Source organism: Paraglaciecola chathamensis S18K6 (assembly GCA_000314955.1).
Classification (GTDB): Bacteria; Pseudomonadota; Gammaproteobacteria; order Enterobacterales; family Alteromonadaceae; genus Paraglaciecola; species Paraglaciecola chathamensis.
In genome coordinates this window covers 217,841-234,062 of record BAEM01000043.1, presented here as the reverse complement: position 1 = coordinate 234,062, position 16,222 = coordinate 217,841, and the positions used below count along the sequence as shown (strand labels likewise).

The 16,222-nt window shown below is 45.1% G+C and carries 12 protein-coding genes and 1 rRNA gene; 8 read left to right on the top strand and 5 right to left on the bottom strand.

The window, feature by feature from the left end:
- Positions 1-120 precede the first annotated feature (120 nt).
- Positions 121-236: ribosomal RNA gene (gene rrf, locus GCHA_RS17140) — 5S ribosomal RNA — on the top strand.
- A 772-nt stretch (positions 237-1,008) separates the two neighbouring features.
- Here rrf and GCHA_RS17135 read toward each other — a convergent pair.
- The 4 genes from GCHA_RS17135 to GCHA_RS17120 form a co-directional block, all read right to left on the bottom strand.
- Positions 1,009-1,404: a DP-EP family protein gene (locus GCHA_RS17135; RefSeq protein ID WP_007990497.1), complete on the bottom strand. Its 396-nt coding sequence runs from the start codon at positions 1,402-1,404 to the stop codon at positions 1,009-1,011.
- 34 nt (positions 1,405-1,438) lie between these two features.
- Positions 1,439-4,849: an nSTAND1 domain-containing NTPase gene (locus GCHA_RS17130; protein WP_039992690.1), complete on the bottom strand. Its 3,411-nt coding sequence runs from the start codon at positions 4,847-4,849 to the stop codon at positions 1,439-1,441.
- A gap of 357 nt (positions 4,850-5,206) precedes the next feature.
- Entirely contained in the window at positions 5,207-8,416 is a 3,210-nt protein-coding gene (locus GCHA_RS17125) for an efflux RND transporter permease subunit (RefSeq protein WP_007990493.1), read from the bottom strand.
- An 8-nt stretch (positions 8,417-8,424) separates the two neighbouring features.
- Complete coding sequence (locus GCHA_RS17120; RefSeq protein ID WP_013752767.1) at positions 8,425-9,588, bottom strand: efflux RND transporter periplasmic adaptor subunit; 1,164 nt, start codon at positions 9,586-9,588, stop codon at positions 8,425-8,427.
- A gap of 335 nt (positions 9,589-9,923) precedes the next feature.
- Here GCHA_RS17120 and GCHA_RS17115 point away from each other — a divergent pair, with 335 nt between their 5' ends.
- Genes GCHA_RS17115 through GCHA_RS17095 form a run of 5 tightly spaced genes read left to right on the top strand, consistent with a single transcriptional unit; the run spans position 9,924 to position 13,590 of the window.
- Positions 9,924-11,516, top strand: coding sequence for a M28 family metallopeptidase (locus tag GCHA_RS17115; RefSeq protein WP_318249009.1), 1,593 nt, complete (start codon positions 9,924-9,926; stop codon positions 11,514-11,516).
- Between the two features lie 58 nt (positions 11,517-11,574).
- The gene (locus GCHA_RS17110) at positions 11,575-12,129 is read left to right on the top strand and encodes a DsrE family protein (protein ID WP_007990486.1); all 555 of its coding nucleotides are present in this window, start codon (positions 11,575-11,577) and stop codon (positions 12,127-12,129) included.
- Between the two features lie 42 nt (positions 12,130-12,171).
- A complete protein-coding gene (locus GCHA_RS23065; protein ID WP_039992687.1) occupies positions 12,172-12,369 on the top strand; it encodes a hypothetical protein in 198 nt (65 codons plus the stop codon).
- Positions 12,366-12,662, top strand: coding sequence for a DUF167 family protein YggU (gene yggU, locus GCHA_RS17100; RefSeq protein WP_007990483.1), 297 nt, complete (start codon positions 12,366-12,368; stop codon positions 12,660-12,662). Before GCHA_RS23065 ends, yggU begins: the two co-directional genes overlap by 4 nt.
- Before the next feature lie 49 nt (positions 12,663-12,711).
- Entirely contained in the window at positions 12,712-13,590 is an 879-nt protein-coding gene (locus GCHA_RS17095) for an ATP-grasp domain-containing protein (protein WP_007990481.1), read from the top strand.
- Between the two features lie 58 nt (positions 13,591-13,648).
- On the opposite strand, the gene GCHA_RS17090 is transcribed toward GCHA_RS17095, so the two are convergent.
- Positions 13,649-14,101 (bottom strand): Lrp/AsnC family transcriptional regulator, encoded by a 453-nt coding sequence (locus GCHA_RS17090; protein ID WP_007990479.1) that lies wholly within the window; start codon positions 14,099-14,101, stop codon positions 13,649-13,651.
- A gap of 144 nt (positions 14,102-14,245) precedes the next feature.
- Here GCHA_RS17090 and GCHA_RS17085 point away from each other — a divergent pair, with 144 nt between their 5' ends.
- Both GCHA_RS17085 and GCHA_RS17080 read left to right on the top strand, forming a co-directional pair.
- A complete protein-coding gene (locus GCHA_RS17085; RefSeq protein ID WP_007990477.1) occupies positions 14,246-15,079 on the top strand; it encodes a tryptophan 2,3-dioxygenase family protein in 834 nt (277 codons plus the stop codon).
- Positions 15,079-16,218, top strand: coding sequence for an aminotransferase class V-fold PLP-dependent enzyme (locus tag GCHA_RS17080; protein WP_007990475.1), 1,140 nt, complete (start codon positions 15,079-15,081; stop codon positions 16,216-16,218). Before GCHA_RS17085 ends, GCHA_RS17080 begins: the two co-directional genes overlap by 1 nt.
- Positions 16,219-16,222 lie beyond the last annotated feature (4 nt).

Genomic DNA, 16,222 nt, shown 5'->3' with positions numbered 1-16,222 from the left:
TTTGAATCAAGAGTAAGACTAAAGAGATTTAGCGACGATTACAGCCCGACCTTAACAGGAACGGCATCAGCTTTTACATATTGATTTATTAAGCTTAGGCTTGATAAATAACAGTTTATGTCTGGCGGCCATAGCGATGCGGCCCCACCTGATCCCATCTCGAACTCAGAAGTGAAACGCATTAGCGGCGATGGTAGTATGGGGTTTCCCCATGCGAGAGTAGCACACCGCCAGACTCCCATTTAGAATGAAGCCACCTTAATCGGGTGGCTTTTTTCGTTTCTGCGTCATAGAAAAAACAACTGTAGCCACAATCACATTTCAAAGCTTGTAAACGTAGTAGACGGCTAGGTGTCATACTTCCCTGTAGCTGAGTCCAGCCCGATACCCATGTCGGTCGTTCAAACGGCTGGAGCGGTGCTCCAGAAAGCCCCGTTTTCACCCATCGAGTGGTATGCAATACTGGTTCACGTAATAAACGGCTAGGTGTCACCCATCCATGGGGCTACCTCCAGTGCAGCATCCATGCTGCCCGTTCAAGCGGCAGGAACTGCGTTCCTGAGAGCCCCGCTTTCACCCCCATGCGACAACCGCGCTGCGGGGCATCCCATTTAAGTATTTGAAATTAGCTATGCTGCTTGTTGGGGGGATTATGTCACCATGTATATGCTACCCACTTAGAGGGTTGGGGCTTTTATCTTGTTAGATTTTTAATATTACGATAGCCCAAAGGCACGGTGGAGTGAATGCGTAACTAAAGATAATGTCGTGGTTGTGCTAATAGGTTGGGGCATTGCCAAAAGAAAAAGCAAAGAGCCGAATGCCCAATGTCATGCTACTTCTCGAACAGCCAATACACAAACGCCGGATGCTCTTTGCAAATCTACTATGTAATCGCTCATGCAGAGCGCTTATATAGATCATTGATAGAGAGCTCGGCGTTTTATTCATCAGTAGTCAGTGAATATAGCCAAGCTACTGTGTATTGAGCTTGAATACATCAACAAACTAAGTAGGACGATTTTTAATTTTCGGGTCGGCGCTGATGATGGCGTTGGCAAGTTCATCGTCGCCGCGCTGAATTAAGGTCAATCTGACCGAGATATCTTGGGCGTTTTGGCAATCGTTGTTAAAACAAATAATGTTACCGGCGCCGTTTATCATAAAATCCCAATTAGTATCTGGATTACAGCCATCTTCGGTTTTTTGTAAGGCCCCAAAAAAGATATAAGGGTCTGCACTGTCATCGGTATCTAGAGTGAATATCGCCATGCCCGAGCGGTTAAAATCGAGCACAATCTCTTCATCCCAGCTTTTTTGCTCGCTATCGTAAAACTGTACTACGGGCTCGCATCCTTGACTCGTAAATACTCGGGATTTTATTTTTTTTATTTGTGGGAACATTTTTCCTTCCTTTTTGGTTGAACGTTATGGTGGGCTAAAAACTATAATTCTTTATCTGCATTAGCGCTAATTTATCAATGAACGGCCTAACTTTATCCTGCTGTTTCAAGCAGTCATGGGCTTGCACATAGGGCAGCAATACCTCGTAGCTGCTGTTATCAGTCACAATGGGTTGTAGCAAGTTCACTGCCAGCTGACAGGCTTGGCGTTTGTCGGAATGGGTATTGCTAGTGGCATTGGTGGTAGATGCAGCACCTACCTGGTTCTGTGCGTGCTCATCTTGTTTTGCTGCTAACAAATAAACATTACTTAAGGCGGTCAACAGTAACTGGTTTGAAGATTGTTCTTTTGAAAGCTGTTCGAATTTTGGCGTTGCCAATGTAATCGCATGCGCGGCTAACGCCCAATTACCGTTAAGTTGATAGCCTTCGATGATGATAGGAATTGACGAGAAGAGTCTTTCCGCTCTCATTAATATTTTTTTGAAGTCTCTCAATGCAATGCTTTGGTTTGAAGGCGCACTGCGAGTCAGGGACGATAAATATAGATTTAACGCATTAGCACCCAGCAAGTCAAGTTGCCATATTTCATTCGACGGGTCTTGCCGTAACAGTGTATCTAAGTTGGCTTTTGCTGATAGAGCAGCCTGATTTGCCGCTGCATAATGTCCTAGGTAATATAAAACATTGGCGTTATTCAAGTAGGAATAGGCAAGGCTTTCTATTAAGTTAGCGTTATCGCTATTGGACTCTAATAAATTATTAATAATATGCTGTACTTTCTCACGAGTTTGAACTGCTAGTTCAAGGTATCCTAACTGCTCTTCTGTTTCTGCTAACCACTCTAAGGTATCTGCAATATCCGATTGTGACATGTCAGTTTGGGGTAAATCTTCGGTTAGCTCATATTGAATCGCTAACGCCTTTTCAAACGCTTCTTTGGCGACACTCATATCTTGCAGTTTACTGCTAACGGCCCCCATCGCTAGATAGGCATACGAAAGCTCAAGTTTAGCGTCATCACTATTGGGTTTTAGCTGATTCATCAATTTGCTAAAAGACAGATATTCCTCGAAATGCGGCTTTGCTAAGGTGAATTCTGCCTTGTCAGAGGCCAATTGCCCTAACCAAAATGCGTTCGCACCTAGGGCTTTTAAAAGCTCGCTGTTCTCGGGTTGTATTTTATATAGTTTGTCTAGAATCGTTTGGGCTGTTCCAAAGGCCTGTTTGGCTTCATCGTTTTTATTGCGCGAATAGGCCACTTCACCCATAGCAGCTAGGGTTTGAGCATGCTGAAAGCGGGTTTTAAAATTTTGCTCTGTGCTGGTTAAAGACGGAAAAATTGACTCTGCGACCTCTTCATCTTGTTGGCTAAAATACTCTAAGGCCTTGTTGCTAATACCATCGAGCAAGTCCATGCGCTTTACACTGCGCAGTTTGTCAGCGAACTCACCGACCATAAACCCTAATAGACTTTCGGCTTCTAAGCGCTTTTGCTGGGCTAAATTTTCTGCCTGTTGGCTTTTTACGCTCATAAACAGGGCGGTAAAGGTGAGCACACAAAGTAAGGTCACGGTGGTGCGTTTTAACCAGCGTTTTACATTACCACTTTTTTGCGATGCGTTGATTAAGGCACACTCTTCTTCATCAAGCTTAAACACGGCGCTTTTTTGCAGGTTAACCGCTTCTAATAAGGGTTTTCCCTCTGGGAGTAGATACGCTTTGTTTCTATCCTCAAATTGCCAACGACCAGCTAATTGCTGTAATTGGCTTTTGATCCTGAGTGCGTCTCTGTGCTCGTTTATCCAGTTGCTGGCTCTTGCCCATTTTCGTATCAAGGCTTCATGGGCCAAGCTGAAACAGGGTTCACCGTGTTGTAAGTGTGATACAAACAAACGGCTCTCAATCATGGCCTGCACAAATTCATGTTGGCTTGAATGTGTGATCGGGTTCTCGTCTAATTGTGACCAACGAGCTGCGCGACTAGTGATGTTTTCACCATCTGGGGTTAACGTAACGAGTAAAGAGAGTATGTATTCCAGTTGTGCTTGTTGATCTTTAGAGAGCTGAAGAAAAATCTCTTCGGCCTTTTTACCGATTGCGCCTTCGATCCCGCCTAACTGACGATATACCGAGTACTGCATTTCGTTATCAGTGCTGCGCTGCTCGTACAGCTCTTGCAGAGTGTATTGCAACATGGGCAGGGCATCTGGGTGATTTACTGCTTCATGGCATAAAATCTCATCCAGAGAGGTGGTGCTATTGGGTTCGTTTGCCCAACTTAAATTCGCAGCTTTTGCTGGCAAGCGTATCATTTGGCTTAGTTCACTTGCAGAAGGCGGAAGTAAATCAAAATGGGCGCCTTGGTCTTTGCCTCGCATTAAACTGTGGTGCGCAGCAACTAACGGATAAAAGTCGTTGCGACAGGCACTAAAGATTAAAATACAGCCCGAACTGGCCAAAGTATCAATGGTATTTAGAAAAACTTTGCGTTCATCATCAGCGAAGGCCGGGGATGAAAGTAAAACTTCTAGACGGTCAATAAACAGAAAGAGTTGAGGTTTAGCATATTGATAAGTTGTAGCGCCGAGCTTGTCTTCTTTGGGCGTGCCAATTGAATCCAGCGCGGCCTCGCATAGGGCTAGTACTTGATTACAGTCTGTTTGTAGTTTGCTAGCGAGCGCTTCTGCACTTAAGCCATCAAACACAGGAATATCGTTTACGTCCCAATCGAGTATTGAAGAGGCGAGATCGACAAAGAGCCTAGACTGGCCTACATCAGCGAAATCTAGGCTGGTAAAGCTGATGACACCAATGCCATCGTAGCCATTTTTATGGGTCAGGCGAGGCAAGACCCCAGCATTTACCAAAGAAGATTTACCGCCGCCACTTGGCCCAAGTATTAAGCAAAAAGCTTGTTTCGCACTCACTAGCTGTGACACCCGAGTGAGCAAGGTGGCGACCTGCTCATTACGACCGAAAAACACCTCGCTTTCATCAGGCTCAAAGGCGCTTAACCCTGGAAAGGGCGAGCCACCTCGCCATTCGTTTGTATTCGACGTATCAGCATTTATTGCATCATCATCGGGAAAATCGAGCTCGGCCACGATACGATAGCCGCGCTTACGTATCGTTTCGATGTATTTGGGGCTACTGGGTTTGTCGCTAAAGGCTTTTCGAAGCTGGGTAATGGCTTTGTGGACTGGGTTGTCACCAATTTCACTGCCCCAACACTTGTCTGCGATATCATCAGCACTTAAGACGCTCTCGTGGCCAAGCTCATGACGCTGCTGACATAGTACTAACAGCACATCCATGGCTTTAGGTTCAAGCTGCTTTACCATCTCACCGCTGCGTAGGCAGTTTGTCTTAGGGGTGACTTGCCAATCGCCGATATAAAATATATGAGTGATTCGATTCAATTTTACGTTCTTTTCGTGACCCATTCCCTTATCGCAAAAACGATAAGTAAATTGAGGTGCCAAAGGAATATGCTTTTGAGCATGACGTTTTAAAAACTGTGGTCAATAAATATACGTTATTTTGCCCGTGCTATCATCCACTAAAGTATAATCGTATGGACAGAAAATCGTTTGTTTAAAACCATCGCACGGTAATAATTCCAATAAATAATTAACCACGCAGCGAGAGTTTATTAATGCGCATTGGTATAACACAGTGTTAAACGTATTTATCAATATAAAAAAAAGCGCCCGAAGGCGCTTTTCATATTGCTCTAATAAGGTCTGAGTTATACCAATCCCATTAAATTTTCGCTAAGTTGTTAATTAATTGAATTGGTATTAACTACTTTTTATTACTTCTTGCTTACCATTTTTTCGATTAAAGAGTCGGCCGATAGCTGAAAATAATGCAACGAATAGACTCTTGATATCTTCAAGTATTAGATACAAACAAGGCACAAGCACCAAGGTGACCATAGTGGCGTACATAACAGCAAAACCTAGTGCGACCGCCATAGGGATAACGAATCTAGCCTGAAGGTTAGTTTCAAACATGATAGGTAACACCCCAGCAAAGGTGGTAATCGATGTCAGGGTGATGGCTCTGAATCGAGCACAACCTGCGTTGATTACTGCGTCTTTAATGCGTATTCCCATCGCGCGTTGCTGGTTAACAAAATCTGTCATGACGAGACTGTCGTTTATGACAACCCCAGCAGCGGCGATAATGCCGAAGGTCGACATCATGCTCAAATCGATACCAAACAGGAAATGCCCCCAAATAGCACCGGTTAAACTAAAGGGAATAACCGACATGATGATCAATGGCTGGCCGTAACTTTTAAGCGGTGCTGCCAGCAATATATAAACCATGATCAAGCCCGCAACCAAAAACATCATTTGCTGGCTTTGTTGTGCTTGCTGCTCTTCAATTGTGCCCCCTAGTTCGGTCTTGACCCCAGGATACTTTTCTTTGAGCAGAGGCAGAAGTTTTTCATCTACAGTGGCGATAACTTCATTCGGTTCAACTTCCTCTTCATCGATTGAGCCGAACACATACACACTGCGATAACCTCCTTCACGACGAATAAAATTAATGCCTGGCTTTTCAGTTAGGCTGACTACGTCACCTAACATCACCTCTCTACCCCCGGGTGTCGTGATGACGGCATATTTTAGCTCTGCAAAACGTTCACGGGTTAGTTTGGGGTAGCGCACCATTACGCGCACTTCATCACCGCCGCGAATAACCCGTTGAGCTTCGCCACCGTAAAAGCTCGCTCCGACTTGGCGCGCAATGTCGGCTAGGTTTAAGCCTAGATCGTAGGCCACAGGCAACAACTGCATCTGTACTTCTTTACTGGCAGGGTCAATTGATGAACTGATATCGAATAACCCGTCAGTTTGCTGAAGCATTGAGATAAATTCGCGTCCAGCAGCATTCAGTGTGCTGATGTCGCTGCCAAATAACATATAGCCGAATTCGCCGTCATCATTACCCCCACCGTTAATGTCATCTATGATGGTAATTGACTTCATGCCAGGAATGTCTGGCATTTGTTCTCGCCAGCGCCGTGCTAGTTCGAAGGCATCGAAATGACGCTCATCTTCATCAACTAATGGTACTTGCACGCGTCCTTCGGTGCGGCCACGGTTAAATACCATGATATCGCGCATCATGCTGCTGCCGTATTCGTCAATGATCTGTTTATCAACGTCAATCACCATGCTTTCTATCGTCACAAGTGCGTTGATTACCGCTTCATCTGATACGTTTTCATTCATCTCAAACTTGATGCCAGGGAAATCATGGGGCACCTTAGGCGACGGGATCATTCGTACATAATTAGCCGATACTAACCCCCAACTTATGGCTAAAACCGCAATGAAGACACAGAAAACAAACCAACGCCATTCGGTACACTTTTCAACAAAGCGCTTATATTTGCCGTTCACGAAGCCAAAAAAGCGCTTGTTGAAGCGAGCCCGCCAGCTAGTTTCTTTTACGGGGTTAAACTTCATGTGAGCGAGGTGAGCAGGTAGAATCAGTTTTGATTCTACTAAGCTAAAAATAAGACACAGAATCACGACACAGGCGATAACGTAAAAGAATTGCCCTTCTGGGCCGGTTGAGAATAGTGCAGGGGCGAATACCGCAATGGTGGTCAGTACCCCAAATGTCGCTGGGGTAGCCACGCGTTTTGCTCCGCGTATCACGCTTTCTGTACCACCCCCTCGTTCTTCTATTTCACTGTAGGCGCTTTCGCCAATGACAATGGCGTCGTCCACCACTATCCCTAGCACCATAATAAACGCGAATAGAGATAAGATATTAATGGTGACACCAAACAGAGGCATCATCATGATCGCGCCTAAAAAGCAGACCGGTAAACCAAGCATCACCCAGAACGCGAGCCTAAAACGCAAGAATATGGTGAGCATAATCGCTACCAAAATGGCTCCTTGGAATAAGTTGCTGAGCATCATATCAAGGCGTGCATTGAGGTAATACGTCATGTCGACCAATATACTGAGCTGCAAACCTGAAGGTAAGGTTTTGTTGCGCATCTCTATATATTCTTTGACGGTTTTAGATACCGGGATTGTGCTTTGATCTTTAGTGGCTTTAACCGACATATAAATGGCGTTCACACCTGAATACTTGTAGTAGCGTTGGCCTTCTTCGAAACCATCTTCAATGGTCGCAACGTCGCCTAAGTAAACCTTAGCACCGGTTTCACTGATCTTTATAGGAATGCGGCGGAACTCATCGCCACTGTACATTTGGTTTTCAACGCGTACCGCAACGATACCCGAGTCTGTGCGAAGCTCACCGGCCGAGATATTGGCTGAGTAGTTACGTATGGCTTGTTGCACGTCAGCTAGGGTCAGGTTGTACTTACGCAATATATCGGGTTTGATTTCAATGGCAATTTCATCTTCTGGTGCATCTACTGCAACCAATGAAATATTGTTAAGTTGCAATAGCTCATCTTCAATTTTTTTGGCAATCGGCTTAAGTTGAGTAATGGGTAAGTCACCCACCAGAGACATTTCGATAACATCTTGCTGGAACTCAATTTGTGAAATATCCGGTGGCTCCATATCGGCAGGGAAGGTCGCTATGCTATCGACCCGAGCTTTGACCTTGTCCAAAACATCTGAAAGCTCTTTGTTTTCTTGTATCTCTAGTGTCACGCGGCCACTGCCACGAAACGCTCGAGAGGTGGATCTTTTGATCTCCGTAATGTCTTTCAACGACTCTTCAATTTTAATCAGAATACTTTCTTCAATTTCTTGAGGCGAAGCACCACGATATACAGCACTGATGCTGATGTAGTTAATTTCGATGTTAGGAAACATCTGACGCTGAATGGTGAAGTAGCTAAACAAGCCCATGATAATTATGAAAATCATCATTAAGTTCGCAGCCACTGAGTTATTGGCGAAAAACGCAATCAGGCCAGTTTGTTTTTGCTCAAATGGATTGGGTAATTCAGGATCTTGATGAGGTACATCAGGACGTGGAGCGGAATCATTTATAGACATAACCCCTCCTACCTGGCTTTTTGAGCGGTTAGCTCATTCGCTTTTTCACCGCTGCTGACTTTAACTTCCATGCCGGTTTGCGGGTACTCAGGTAACGTTGTCACTATGCTGTCGTTGTCTGATAACCCTTTGTTAATAAGTAAAAACTCACCTTCTTCGCGAAGTATTTCCACTTTTTTAGGTTGCAGCTTATTGTCTTTATCTATGATCCAAACAGTTTGGTTGTTTACCAATGCTTGGGGTAGACGATAAATATGTTCTAGGGTGCGACCAGGAAAACTGACTTGCACATAGTTGCCAAATTTAAGGGCTGGCATATTACTTTTAAGACTATAAGGATCGTTTACCCGCACAACTAACTGACTCATGCGGGTAGCTTGGTCTACTACACCTAAGTCACGTGAGATTAATCCAGTGCGCTCAATAGGGTTGTAGCCATTGGTAGTGACTTTCGCTTCTTTTTCGGCCAGATTGTCAGGTAAAAACTCGCGGTCAAAACCGGCCACAGGGAAAATAATTTCAGCCGCTTCAACATTGTAAATCTCACCAACAGTCGTGCCTTGACCTATAAACTGGCCAACACCAATATTGCGGCTAACGACCAATGCGTCGTAAGGCGCAATAACATCACAGTTGTCTAGGTCACGCTGGGCTATTTTTAAGCCTGCTTGGGCTGATTTTAAATTAGCTTGAGCACTGAGTAACTGTGGTTTACGTAAGTATAAGTCAGACACTTTGCTGCTGGGCAGGCTTTTGGCTTCTCGCTCGGCCACATCCGCTCGGGCTTTCTCTTCAATCAATTGTGACTGAGCCAAACTGACATTGGCTTGCGCTTGAAGCAATGCTGCCTCGTAGGCGTCTTTTTCAATGCTGAACAACACGCTGCCTCGCAATACCAAACCACCGGCCACAAAGCTTGGGTGCCAACTGACCACTTCGCCTGATACTTGGGCTGAGATCATGGTGCGTTCGAGAGGCTGGACTTCACCGTGATTGGAGATGACCACTTGGTAGTCTTCTGCTTGAGCTGTTTCAATTGTTACGGTAGGGCGCGTATCGACAATATCTTTTTGTTCGTCTTCTGATGCGCTAACTTCTATCAATGTCATGCCACCAAAGCCGGCGGCAAGAGCTAGAAAGGGGAATAGAACCTTCATCCATCTATTGTTCATTGGGGGGTAAAACCTTATTTGTGTTTCGTTATTATTATAATGTGTTGTTGAATGTGCATCATAGTTGTACATAGCACTCAACAAGTACTGCCAATTGTAAACAAAAGTATATCGGTTAACATCTTTCATTCCCAATTAGTTATCAAATTTTTTCCCTTTGGCTGTGAATCGAATTTACCGGCAAATTCAGTGAAATTAGCATGTTAACTGTGCCAAACTAGCTAAATGTATACGAATGGATATTACCTATGAAGTGTTTAAATTTACGTCACCCGCTTTACAATTATGTTAAGGGCTTTGTCTTTTTTGTATTTGTTAGTGTCTCCGCTGATTTAATGGCAGAGGTTGAGCGAGATGGCACGTCTGAATCTCCGGTGAATTTGTCTGACGTTGCTGAGCATATTAAAACGCTGGCTTCAGATTCATTTCAAGGGCGCGGGCCATTAACTGAGGGAGAAGAGCTGACGGTCACTTATTTAGCCAAACAATATCGCGATATGGGGTTACAAGGCGCAAACCCGAAAAGCGATGACACATCCCCGCTCGGAAAATATCTACAGGCTGTGCCGATGGCGCAAATTACCCCAGATCAAAACATGCGTCTTAATATCGGCGAACTGTCTTTTGCTTCAGGCAAAGATTTCACCGCACGCACAGAGCAAATTAGCACTGAAATAAACTTAACTGACTCTGAGTTGGTCTTTGTGGGTTACGGCATTAATGCCCCTGAATACCAGTGGAACGATTACGCGGATGTTGACGTGAAAGGCAAAACGGTGATCGTGTTGGTGAACGATCCAGGCTTTGCGACCCAAGATAAAGCACTATTTACCGGCAACGCGATGACGTATTACGGACGTTGGACTTACAAATATGAAGAAGCCGCTCGCCAAGGGGCAAAAGCAGTGTTGATTGTGCACGAGACGGCACCAGCAGCTTATCCTTGGGGTGTGGTGGAAAGCTCTAATACCGGCAGCAAATACACCTTGGTCGATAGCGAAAAGAATAAATCTAAACTGCCAATTATGGGCTGGTTGCAATTAGCGGCCACTGAGCAAATTTTCGCACAGGCAGGACTTCAATATCAGCAACTTAAACACAAAGCATTGGAAAAGGACTTTGTGCCCGTGAGCTTAAAACAAACGGCGAATCTCACGCTTAAAAATACCATTAGCCGTGCGACTTCTCGTAACGTTGTGGCGAAAATAGTCGGCAGCAAATATCCAGATGAATATATTCTGGTCGGCGCCCACTGGGATCATTTCGGCACCAAGCAAACGCCTGACGGTGACATTATCTATAATGGCGCGGTTGACAATGCCTCTGGCGTAGCAGGCACGTTAGAAATGGCCCGTATATTAATGGCTAAACATAAGCGCAACCCGTTTGAACGATCTATTTTATTTATCAATTTCACCGCCGAAGAGACGGGATTGATTGGCTCAGAGCAGTTTGCAAAAGGGGAGATTATACCTACTAAAAATATGGTCGCCTTGGTTAACATCGATGGTATGAATGTGTTGGATAAAGTGGATTATATTCTGCAATATGGCGATGGCTTATCTGAAATGGAAGACTATCTCGCCACCGCCGCTAATAAGCAGCAGCGAAGTGTAAAGCTCGATCCTAGACCGCAAAACGGTTTGTTTTTCCGCTCTGATCACTTCTCCATGGCGAAACAGGGTGTACCGAGTTTATTGTTCATGAGCTTGGGGGACACGGATCCTGATTATATTGCCCATAAATACCATAAGGCCGCAGATGATTTTTCAGCAGATTGGTCGCTCGGTGGAGTAGAGCAAGATATTGAGTTAATGGTTGATATTACTGAAACATTAGCGAATTCAAGAGATTGGCCAAAATGGAAAATGTCGTCTGACTTTAAAACCAGTCGCGAAGCAGATTTGACTAAATCCGAAAAAAAATAGGCCAAGTAAGTTGTCAATATGGTCTGGGAAAAGTTAAAAAGAAAAGGGCTAAAAAAGTATGTTAAGAAATAGCGTGAAAACAGGGATGATGAACATGGTCATGCTGCTGTCGTTGACCATGGGGACTAAGGCTTTTGCTGCGGAATTTACCGATGGCCCGATCATTTGGGGTTACGGTAAACATACGCCAGTACAGCAAGATATGAAGGTAGAAAAAAACACTGAACTTAAGGTGGTTTTCGACGTGAGTCAGGCCGGTAAAGACGGTACGCCTAATCGTGGCTACGATAGCGTTGCGCGTTTTTTAAATATGCATGTGGCTAACGGCGTCGAGATTAAAAATATTAACCTCGCCATTGTCGTGCATGGTAGTGCCACTAACGAAATGCGCAGCGCCAAGGCGTACAAAGCCAAATATGGAAAAGAGAACCCCAATATTGAATTACTCTCAATGCTGATGAAAAGCGGGGTGCAAATTGTGCAATGCGGACAATCTGCGGCGTATCATCAAATGGCGAATGAAGACATGATTGACGGCGTAGAAATGGCCTTGTCGGCCATGACGGCGCATGCCTTGCTAGCCCGTGACGGCTTTAGTCAGAATCCGTTTTAGTTATACGGTACCGATGAACAAGCATGCGTTGGTCGTTTAGCTGTGAGCGAAGCCTCTATTCAAGTCGGTTTACCCTGTGCGTATCCGTTGCTGTGCCAATGGATAGGGATTGTATTAGCAGTGGCTTTCGTCGCAGGCTTGATTGCTATCATTTATGGGGTGCTAAAGGATAAAAAGCGTCAAGAAATGAAACGTGAGCAAAGACGACAGCAACGTGCACAACGGAAAAAGCATCGATGAACTATGCTGTTCAAATGAAAGACGCAGAGTTACAACTGCGTATTTATATACAACCAAAAGCCTCTCGTGACGAAATCGTCGGTATGCATGGCGATGCGCTGAAAATCGCTATTACAGCGCCACCTGTTGATGGCAAAGCGAATGCCCATCTGTGCAAATATTTAGCAAAACAGTGTGGTGTGCCAAAATCTAAAGTGGCTATCACTAAGGGGCAATTGAATCGTCATAAAACTGTGGTGGTGTGCGCGCCAGCAGTGATACCCGAAGCCATTCAAGCGTTACTGAATGAATAGCTAAGTTGAATAACCTAATTCACATTTTCAAGCAAAAGGTCACCTCTTTATGAAACGTTGCGCTTTTTTATCCACGGACAACCTTGAAGGGTACTTCGTTTATGACGAGTTACTTTATGCACCATTGAAGCAGGTGGGTTGGGACGTTGAAGCGGTATCTTGGCACGACACAAAAGTCGACTGGAACCGTTTTGATGTTGTTGTGGTGCGCAGCACATGGGATTACCAGCAACACGCAAGCGCATTTATGCAATGTTTAGAGCGTATAGATGAGTCGCAAGCTGTTTTGGCCAATAGCCTGCGCTTGTTGACGTGGAACATCAGTAAAGAATATCTAAAAGACATTGCTAGTCAGGGAATTAGCATTGTGCCGACTATATGGTTAGACACATTCGATTTAGCACAAGTCAGTGCTGGTTTTGAGCGCTTTTCCTGTGAGAAGCTCGTGGTGAAACCCTGTGTTAGTGCTAACGCGGATGATACGTATCTGCTTGATCGTGAACAGTTACTCAATCAAGGAAAGAACCTGAAAACGGTATTCAATGGGCGTGCGTTTATGGTTCAGCCCTTTATCGAGGCAGTCGTTACCCAAGGGGAATATTCGCTATTTTATTTCAATGGCCATTTTAGTCACGCCATTTTAAAGAAGCCTGAACAAGGTGACTTCCGAGTACAAGAAGAGCATGGTGGCAGCTTACAAGCTGTCGAGCCGGATGAGGAAATGCTCACCCAAGCCCGGCATGCCATGGCATCACTTCCGGATGATGCACTCTATGCACGTATCGATTTATTACGCTATAAAAATGAGTATGTAGTGATCGAAATCGAACTGATAGAGCCAAGTTTATATTTTAATATGGATGACAGCTCGCCCGCTAATTTTGTAGAGGCCTTTGTGGAATCATTCGGTAAGGGCGTTGGTGCCTAATACACCTTTGTTAAAACAATTCGTTCAAAACGCTAATTCATTTTTACGGCGCTAAGGCTCACAACATATCTGCATAAGCACCATTGTTTTTAACCATGCGGGTGGAAATGGCGGTGTTAAAGCGTTGTACGCCAGGTAATCGGCTGAGTTGAGCGCGAAGCAACTCGTCGAAAGCATCGATATCTGCGGCCAGTATTTCCAGCACATAATCTGAATCCCCGGTAACGGCGTGGCAAGAGCGCACCGCTTTATGTTCGATAATCGCCTGCTCGAATGCCTGATATTGCTCAAAATCTACCACTACATGCACTAAAGCCCGTATGGTGAGGCCCAGGGCTTTCGGGTCAAGTTGGGCACTGTAACCTTGAATAACCCCAGTATTTTGCAGTTGCTGAACCTTGTTCCAGCAAGGGGTCTTGCTCATGCCTATTTCATCCCCTAAGGCAGCAAACGACATGCGAGCGTCGCTTTCTAATGCTCTGACGATTTTTTTGCTGTTTTTATCTAGCATGCGTTCCTCGTTATTGCTTTTGAAAAGAACATCGTTCTGATCTGGTCTCTTTACGCAGTATAAATAGAACAATGTTCGAAGGCGAGTGTTCTAGCATTTAATCACAATACGTTGAGAACCCACCCAGTTAAAAGCGAGTCTTCTATGAGCCAGCAGCAAACATCGTCCAGTGAAAATACCCAAAGCGTTTTTCGGCAAAAATACCATAACTTACTCGATAACCCAGAGATGCTCGATTACGGGACTTATCTAAATTGCCAGCAGCTGTTGAGCTCGCAAAAGCCTCTCACTGAGCTGTGTAACGGTGACGAACTGCAGTTTCAAATAGTGCATCAAGTAGAAGAGTTGTGGATGAAGCTAATGATCTACACCCTAGTAGACGTACTGGAGTACATGTCACAGGAAAACACGTTACGTGTGGTATCGCTAATGAAGCGGGTGAACTTTATTCAGCGCATGATGAGCCAGCAATTGGACTTGCTGGAAACCATGTCACCTAAAGAGTACCAACAAATTCGCTTGCAACTGGGTAATGGCAGTGGGCAAGAATCGCCGGGCTTTCGTACCCTATTAAAAATGCCAGAAGATCTATGGAAGGTGTTCAATAAGGGATATGTCACCGGGCGGGGTAAAACCATTGAGCAGGTATACGATAGTCAGTATAGCCATGATGAAAGTTACATAGTCGCTGAATGCTTGGCTGAATTTGATGAGCAGTTACAGAAATTTCGTAGTTTACATATCCTCCTTATTCAGCGCTCAATCGGCCTTGAAGCCAAGTCATTGAAAGGCAGGGCCGTGACCTTATTAGAAAATGGAGCAAAACACAGGTTCTTCCCCGAATTGTGGCAGGTGCGCAGCAGCATGACAGACAGTTGGGGCCAAGCATATGGCGAAGTGCGTGACCCAATTCATCGAGAAAAAGGCCAGTCTAGCAGTGGCTGCCCATTTCACCATACCGCGAGCGAGGAGTCATAGTGCAAGACTCAAGTCAGCAGTTTTCATTACCTAAAGGCATGTATTTGCTCAGTCATTCTGTAGGGTGCTTACCTGTTCTTACCCGCAGCGAAGTGGGGCAAACGTATTTTGAACCTTGGCAGCAAAAAGGCGGAGATGCATGGCCAACATGGCTAACCGTGATAGAGCAGTTTTGCCATGAACTGAGTCACTTGTTTAATGCCAATACCGCGGATTTTTGCCCGCAGCCCAGTGTGTCTAGCGGTTTAAGTCAGTATTTACAGGCCTTGCCGACTCACAGCGAGGCATCTGCTACAGGACAAAAAAGACGAAGGGTACTGATGCATGCATCGGCATTTCCTTCTTTAGGATTTGCGGTGCAAGGTCTGCACAATATGGGCTTTGAACTCACTTTGATTGATAAGCGTTACGACCCTAACGATCTCGATGCGTGGCAAAAACACCTGAGCGATGATGTGGCCGTTGCCGTGATCACCCACGTTCATTCGAATACGGGCGTGGTGTCAAACGTGACACAAATTAGCCAGTTATGCCAAACGTATAATGCACGCGTGGTGGTCGATGTAGCTCAGTCAGCGGGTGCAGTACCCGTCGATTTACAAGAGTGGCAAGTTGATGCGCTATTTGGCTCTTGCGTAAAGTGGCTATGCGGAGGGCCTGGGGCTGGTTTTATGTGGGTAAATCCAGCGCATATAGATGAACTTGAGCCAAAACAATTGGGCTGGTTTTCTCATCAAGACCCATTTGAATTCGATATTGAGCACTTTGCATTTGCACAAGGCGCTAAACGTTTTTGGGGAGGCACACCGAGTATTTTGCCTTATGCCTGCGCACTGGTGGGCTTGCAGCAAATAAATCAAATTGGCCCACAGGCTATACACGCACACAGTAAATCGTTACAAAAAACTGTCTTAGCGTCGGCTGAGAAACATCTGTTAACGCCGCTCAACCTTGAACAAGCAGGCGGCACGTTATGCCTGCACTTGAGTCAAAAGAAGAGTGTAGCATTGCAAGATAAGTTAAAGGATGCCCATGCTTATTTTGACCAGCGAGAGGATTGTTTTCGTTTGTCTTGGCATATTTACAACTCTGCACAGGAAGCTGAGCTGGTCGCTGATATGTTTCAGCATTTACCCTAATATG